The following is a 6,248-nucleotide window of genomic DNA, read 5'->3' on the forward strand; positions in this document are numbered from 1 at the left end:
GGGCAAAAAAGATGCGTCAAGATGGCGCGGCTGAATTTATCAGTGCTTCCCTAAGATTTATGATTGGTCGTCTCGCTTCCCACTTATTCATATATGCAGTAACTCCCATCATCACGAACAGGATTGCTACTCCAATCCAAGCCCATACATACATATGATTCACAGATGATGTGTTCCATACGAACAAGCGATAAAACACGTCTGTAATAAACCATCAATTAATATTTCGTGATATGCCACGGTATCGAGCTCATCCTTTTGAGGCGATCGTTTTATACGAACCGCCCGATAGTGATCATATTGGCTCTACAATAATCGAACCAAAGGCACTTTTGAGATATTTGTAACAAAAAATTATCTGCTTTCCACCTTACTATCTTTTTCTGGAATATTTCCTGTTGCCAGATGCTCTCTCACTTTTTCCAATTCACTATATGACGGCATAATATTAATTTCAAAAACCAATGCTTTTTCCTGTGGAATTTTTTCTTTATGGGGTGTATCCGAAAAAAGCAGATGGAAATTTTCCGAACAAGAAGACATACCGGACACATGGCAGAAGGCTATGTAGGGATTTACCGACGAAGGTCGGGGGGAAATAACGCCCAACGATGACATAGCCCATCATATCAGGACTTCTTTATCTTTCGGAGCAAAACATGCAACAAAAGAATTTATCAAAGTTTCCCAAAACACCACTACAAATCAATCCCCTACTTTACGCACGAGAAGCACGCGAGCGACTCCACGCACGCGACCGTGACCTCACGATAGAGTTCCTTCAGCCGCACTTCAAGCTGCTCCTTCGTGTCGTACGGCGGCGTAAAGAAGCCCATGCGCGTATAGAGATGCTTCACAACGAACTCCGTGCGCGGATTCCCGCCGAGCACGAAGACAGAGCCGGTCAGCCGTCCGCCGGGGCGCAGCACGCGATGCACCTCGCTCCACGCCGCAGCCTTATCGGGAAATGCGTGAAAGCCGTTGATCGAGACCGCTGCGTCGAAGGAATTGTCCTCGAACGTCAGCTGTCCGACATCGCCCTCGACAAAGGAAACATTGGTCACACCGATCGCATCCGCACGCGCTCGCGCCGCCGCGAGCATCGCGGGCGAGTAGTCGAGGCAGGTGATGTCCGCGTTCGGCAGCTCCGCATACACGGGCAGCGAGAGACAGCCCGTTCCGACCGGAACCTCAAGCAGCCGCCCCTCAAAACCCTCATGTGCCGCACGCAGTGCCAGCCCCACATAGCGGCTCACACCGTTTCTGTCCAGTCCCCACACAAGCCGCGAGACGAACTTGCCCGACAGCGACGAGTACGTCATCATTCCGTCGTACAGATTCGCAAGCCGCCCCACCGAATAATATGCCCCTCGGATCTTCTCATACCGCCGCATTTCTTCGTCCATCATGACATCCTTTCTCGCCCCTAATTGAACTGTATTCTACCACAAAATGCACGCGGGTTCAAATCCCTTCCGTATGGACACACTCCCGATTCAGTGGTAAAATTATAAGAAGTTACTGAAAAAGGAGAGATTACCATGCACGTGCGTTCCTACCTCACACTCATTCTCGCGGCAGCACTCGCAGCACTCACGGGCTGCGGCACAGATACGGCGAAAGAAGCGCCGCCGCCCCTCGTGCGGACGATGACGGTCGGCGATGCCGCCGCGTCGGAGGGCGGTTACACGGGCACGGTGCGCGGACGCTATGAGACGCGGCTCGCCTTTCAAGTCGGCGGACAGATTCTCTCGCGCAACGTGAACGTCGGCGCACACGTCCGCGCGGGCGACGTGCTCATGGTGATCGACGCACGCGACGTGCAGCAGCAGGTAAATGCAGCGAACGCCGCCGCCCAAGCCGCACGCTCACGCTACGAGCTCGCACGCACGGAACGCGCACGCTACGAACAGCTCTATGCGGCGCAAGCGATCTCTGAGGCAATGCTCGACCAGTACCGCACGAACGAACGCGCCGCCGAGGCGGCGTACCGTCAGGCACTCGCACAGGATACGGCAAGCCGCAACGCACTCGGCTACACGAACCTCGTCGCGGGCGCAGACGGCGTGATCTCGAACATCACGGCGGAGGAGGGGCAGATCATCGCCGCAGGGCAGACCGTCATGACCCTCACGCAGGAGGGCGAACGTGAGATCGAGATCGCCGTGCCCGAGAGCCGTCTCGCCGAGGTCTCTGTCGGTATGCCCGCCGCTGTCGCCCTCTGGGCGAACAGTGCCGCCTACACGGGTACACTGCGCGAACTCTCGCCCGTGCCCGATGCAGCGACGCGCACGTATGCGGCACGCATCGCCCTCACGGACGCGCCCGCTGACCTCCCGCTCGGCATGACGGCACGCGTCCGCCTCGGCGCATCCGTCCAAGACGGTGTCTCCATCCCCCTGTCCGCGCTGTATCAGACGGGCGATACAGCACAGGTCTACGTCGTCGAGGACAATGCCGTGCATCTCGTCCCCGTCACCGTCACGGCGTTCCACACCAATGATGCCCTCGTCACAGGGCTGCCACAGGGCGCACGCATCGTGACGGGGGGCGTGCACCAGCTCCACGAGGGAGAGAAGGTGCGGACGAAATGAGAAACCTTACAGAGCTCTCCCTGCGCCACCGCGCACTCGTCTGGTACTTCATCATCGTCTTTGCCGTCGGCGGCATCTTTGCCTACAACAGCCTCGGCCGCATGGAGGACCCCGCCTTTACCATCCGCCAGATGGTGATCTCCGCCGCATGGCCGGGCGCAAGCGCGGAGGAGATGCAGGAGCAGGTCACGGACAAGCTCGAACGTCGTTTTCAGGACACCCCGGGGCTGAAACAGATCCACAGCGAGACACGCGCGGGACAGACCACCATCTACGTCCAGCTGCGCGACGATGTCGACGCAGCGCAGATTCGCCCGACGTGGCGCGACGTGCGGAACTTCGGCGAGGACGTAAAGCGAGACCTGCCCGATGGTGTCTACGGGCCGTTCTACAACGACCGCTTCGACGATGTGTACGGCTCGGTCTACGCCATCACGGGCGCGGACTACAGCGACGAGGAGCTGCGCAGCATGGCGGAGGACGCACGCCGCCGCATCCTCGCCATCCCGAGCGTACAAAAGGTGGAGCTGATCGGCGTGCAGAGCGAGCGCGTCTACGTCGAAATTGCTCTCGAACGGCTCGCACAGCTCGGCATCCCCCCGACCGCCATCACAGACGCACTCGCCGCGCAGGACGCCATGATGACGAGCGGCAGCATCGAGACGGCGAGCGACACCGTACATCTGCGTGCCTCGGGTGTATTTGAAAACATCGAGGACATTCGTGCGCTCCCCATTGCCGCCAACGGGAAAATCTTTCGCCTCGGCGACATCGCAAGCGTCGAGCGTCGCAGCATCGACCCGCCCGCACCAAAAATGCTGTTTAACGGGGCCCCTGCCGTCGGCATCGCCGTCTCCATGGAGGCGGGCGGCAACATCCTCGCCCTCGGTGAAAACCTCAAAGAACTGACCGCCGCGATACAGCAGGATCTCCCCCTCGGCGCCCAGCTGCACGAGGTATCGAACCAGCCCTCCGTCGTACAGCACTCCATTCATGACTTCGTCGAGACACTTGCACTTGCCATCCTCATCGTCCTCGGTGTCAGCTTCCTCTCGCTCGGACTGCGCACAGGGCTTGTTGTCGCGGGCTGCATCCCGCTCGTCCTCGCGGGGACATTCGCCAGTATGTATCTGCTCGGCATCGACCTGCACAAGGTCTCCCTCGGCGCACTCATCATCTCGCTCGGCCTCCTCGTGGACGATGCCATCATCGCCGTCGAGATGATGAGCGTACAGCTTGAGCGCGGCATGGGACGCTTCGACGCTGCGTGCTATGCCTTTACCCAGACGGCAAAGCCCATGCTCACAGGCACGCTCATCACCTGCGCGGGCTTCATCCCCGTCGCATTCTCCAAGGGCATGGCGAGCGAGTTCTGCGCCGCGCTCTTCCCCGTCATCGGCATCGCCCTCGTATTAAGTTGGGTAGTCTCCGTTATGGTCGCGCCACTTTTCGGATACTATCTCATTCGCGTCAAAAAAATGGAGGAGGGCGTGCACGATCCGTACAGCAGTCCCTTCTATCGACTCTTTCGACGCGTACTCACAGCATTTCTCGCGCACCGCGCCGCCGTCCTCGTCGGCACCGTCCTCCTCTTTGCCGTGAGCCTTGCCGCATTCCCGCACATCAAACAGACCTTTTTCCCGCCCTCCCTGCGCCCCGAACTGCTCGTGCGTCTGACCCTGCCACAGGGCGCATCCATGCAGGCGACGGCAGCAGAGGCGGATCGTCTCGCTGACCTCCTTGCCGCGCACAGCGACAAAATCCAGAACTACGCCGCCTACATTGGACGCTCCACCCCGCGCTTCGTCCTCACCGTTGACCCGAAAGCGGACGCGGCGAACAGCGCCCAGTTCGTCATCACCGCGAACGATACCGCCGCACGCGAGGAACTTGCCGCCGTAATTGCAGATGCCCGCCGCAATGAACTCACAGGCGTGCGGGTATCCACGCAGTACATCCAGACCGGACCGCCCGCCGACTTCCCCATCATGCTGCGCGTCTCTGCGCCCACGACAGACGAAGTGCGCTGCGTCGCCGAGGAGGTCGCCGCCATCACCGCCGCCGATCCCGCCGCGACGAATGTCCACCTCGACTGGACGGAGAAATCCAAGACCGTCCGCATCGACTTCGACAAGGACAAGCTGAAACTCTACGGGATCAGTGCAAAGACAGTCAAGCAGATGCTCTACACCGAGCTGACGGGCGCACAGGCGGCAGAGTTCTATACAGGCGACCGCAATATCGGCATCGTCCTGCGCCTTGCGGAGCGTGACCGCACGAACATCGAGCGCCTCGGCGAACTGCCGATTGCGACAGCGGGCGGCAGCGTCCCCCTCGCGCAGATTGCACATCTCTCCTACGCGGCAGAGGACGGCCTCATCAAGCGACACGACCTCCGCCCCTCCATCATGGTACAGGCAGAAGTCACGAACGGTGAGGGCAACGACGCGGCACTGCGCGTCTACAAGGCGACCGAGGAGCTGCGCCGTAGTCTCCCCGCCGGCACGACCATCGAGACGGCGGGCGCGCTCGCGGACTCCGCCGACTCCATGCACTACCTCATTCAGCCGCTGCCCGCCATGATCTTTATCATCATGACCCTCCTCATGCTGCAGGTCGGCACCATGGGCAAGATGATGCTCACCCTCCTCACCGCACCGATGGGTCTGATCGGCGTCGCATTTGCCATGCTCATCACCGACTCCGCACTCGGCTTCGTCGCCTACCTCGGCGTGCTCGCCCTCTTCGGCATGATCATCCGCAACTCCGTCATCCTCATCGACCAGATCAAAAAACATGAGGAGGCAGGCGAGCAGCCCTTGGATGCCATCATTGACTCCGCCGTCCTGCGCTTTCGCCCCATCATGCTCACCGCTGCCGCCGCCATCCTCGGCATGCTCCCCCTCATGCGCAACATCTTCTGGGGGCCGATGGCAGTCGCCATCGCGGGCGGCCTCATCGTCGCAACCGTGCTGACACTCTTGGTGCTGCCTGTTATGTACGCGGTCGCGTATCGGGTGAGATAGTAGGCGGTCAGAGCCATCAACCACGAAAAATGAGGTCACTCCATGAACATCCACACAGACACAATGATTTCCATGACCGAAGCAAACCAAAATTTTTCCAAGGTCGTACAGCTTGTCGATGAAAAAGGAACTGCGATCATTCTAAAGGACAATACGCCGCGTTACCTCATTATCGACATCCGGCAACTCGGACATAGCGAAACCTTGCCGGATGCAGACGTGCTTGCCGTCTCTCGACAGCTAATGGAACAAAATAGAGCATCTTATGAGGTGCTGGCACGATGATCCGCCTGACAAAAGGGCAGGTGCTTCAGATGCACGCAGAACTGATTGCCGCAACCGGCGGCAGCAGCGGTATCCGCGACGAAGCACTTCTCGACGCCGCCTTGGCAGCACCGTTTATGTCCTTTGGCGGCATGGATCTCTATCCGTCGCTTGAACAAAAAGCCGCACGCCTCGGCTATGGTCTCATCAAAAACCACGCCATGATCGATGGGAACAAACTATCAGCAATTCCCGTAGAAAACATCTCCCGACCGCTTGCGCCGTCGGGAGATTTTATGTGCTGCATTCAAGGAAGCACTGATAAATTCAGCACCGCCATCTTGACGCATCTTTTTTGCCCGCA

At 59.2% G+C, this 6,248-nt stretch carries 5 protein-coding genes; 4 read left to right on the forward strand and 1 reads right to left on the reverse strand.

Annotation, left to right across the window (positions count from 1 at the left end):
- Positions 1-713 precede the first annotated feature (713 nt).
- The gene (locus ACO6BQ_RS11695) at positions 714-1,409 is read right to left on the reverse strand and encodes a class I SAM-dependent methyltransferase (RefSeq protein WP_489121131.1); all 696 of its coding nucleotides are present in this window, start codon (positions 1,407-1,409) and stop codon (positions 714-716) included.
- A gap of 132 nt (positions 1,410-1,541) precedes the next feature.
- On the opposite strand from ACO6BQ_RS11695, the gene ACO6BQ_RS11700 reads away from it, so the two are divergent.
- The 4 genes from ACO6BQ_RS11700 to ACO6BQ_RS11715 form a co-directional block, all read left to right on the forward strand.
- On the forward strand, positions 1,542-2,594 hold the full coding sequence (locus ACO6BQ_RS11700; RefSeq protein ID WP_489121133.1) for an efflux RND transporter periplasmic adaptor subunit: 1,053 nt from the start codon (positions 1,542-1,544) through the stop codon (positions 2,592-2,594).
- Positions 2,591-5,620, forward strand: coding sequence for an efflux RND transporter permease subunit (locus ACO6BQ_RS11705; protein WP_489121134.1), 3,030 nt, complete (start codon positions 2,591-2,593; stop codon positions 5,618-5,620). The genes ACO6BQ_RS11700 and ACO6BQ_RS11705 overlap by 4 nt, the downstream gene beginning before the upstream one ends.
- Before the next feature lie 42 nt (positions 5,621-5,662).
- Positions 5,663-5,905: a type II toxin-antitoxin system Phd/YefM family antitoxin gene (locus ACO6BQ_RS11710; RefSeq protein WP_489121138.1), complete on the forward strand. Its 243-nt coding sequence runs from the start codon at positions 5,663-5,665 to the stop codon at positions 5,903-5,905.
- On the forward strand, positions 5,902-6,248 hold a 347-nt coding region (locus ACO6BQ_RS11715), incomplete at its 3' end, for a type II toxin-antitoxin system death-on-curing family toxin (protein ID WP_489121140.1). The genes ACO6BQ_RS11710 and ACO6BQ_RS11715, both read left to right, overlap by 4 nt.

The sequence above is a fragment of the Centipeda sp. (in: firmicutes) genome (genome assembly GCF_057271695.1).

Coding starts and splice junctions, on each gene's coding strand:
- ACO6BQ_RS11695 (WP_489121131.1), bottom strand. CDS start 1,409: ATGATGGACGAAGAAATGCGGCGGTATGAGAAGATCCGAGGGGCATAT.
- ACO6BQ_RS11700 (WP_489121133.1), top strand. CDS start 1,542: ATGCACGTGCGTTCCTACCTCACACTCATTCTCGCGGCAGCACTCGCA.
- ACO6BQ_RS11705 (WP_489121134.1), top strand. CDS start 2,591: ATGAGAAACCTTACAGAGCTCTCCCTGCGCCACCGCGCACTCGTCTGG.
- ACO6BQ_RS11710 (WP_489121138.1), top strand. CDS start 5,663: ATGAACATCCACACAGACACAATGATTTCCATGACCGAAGCAAACCAA.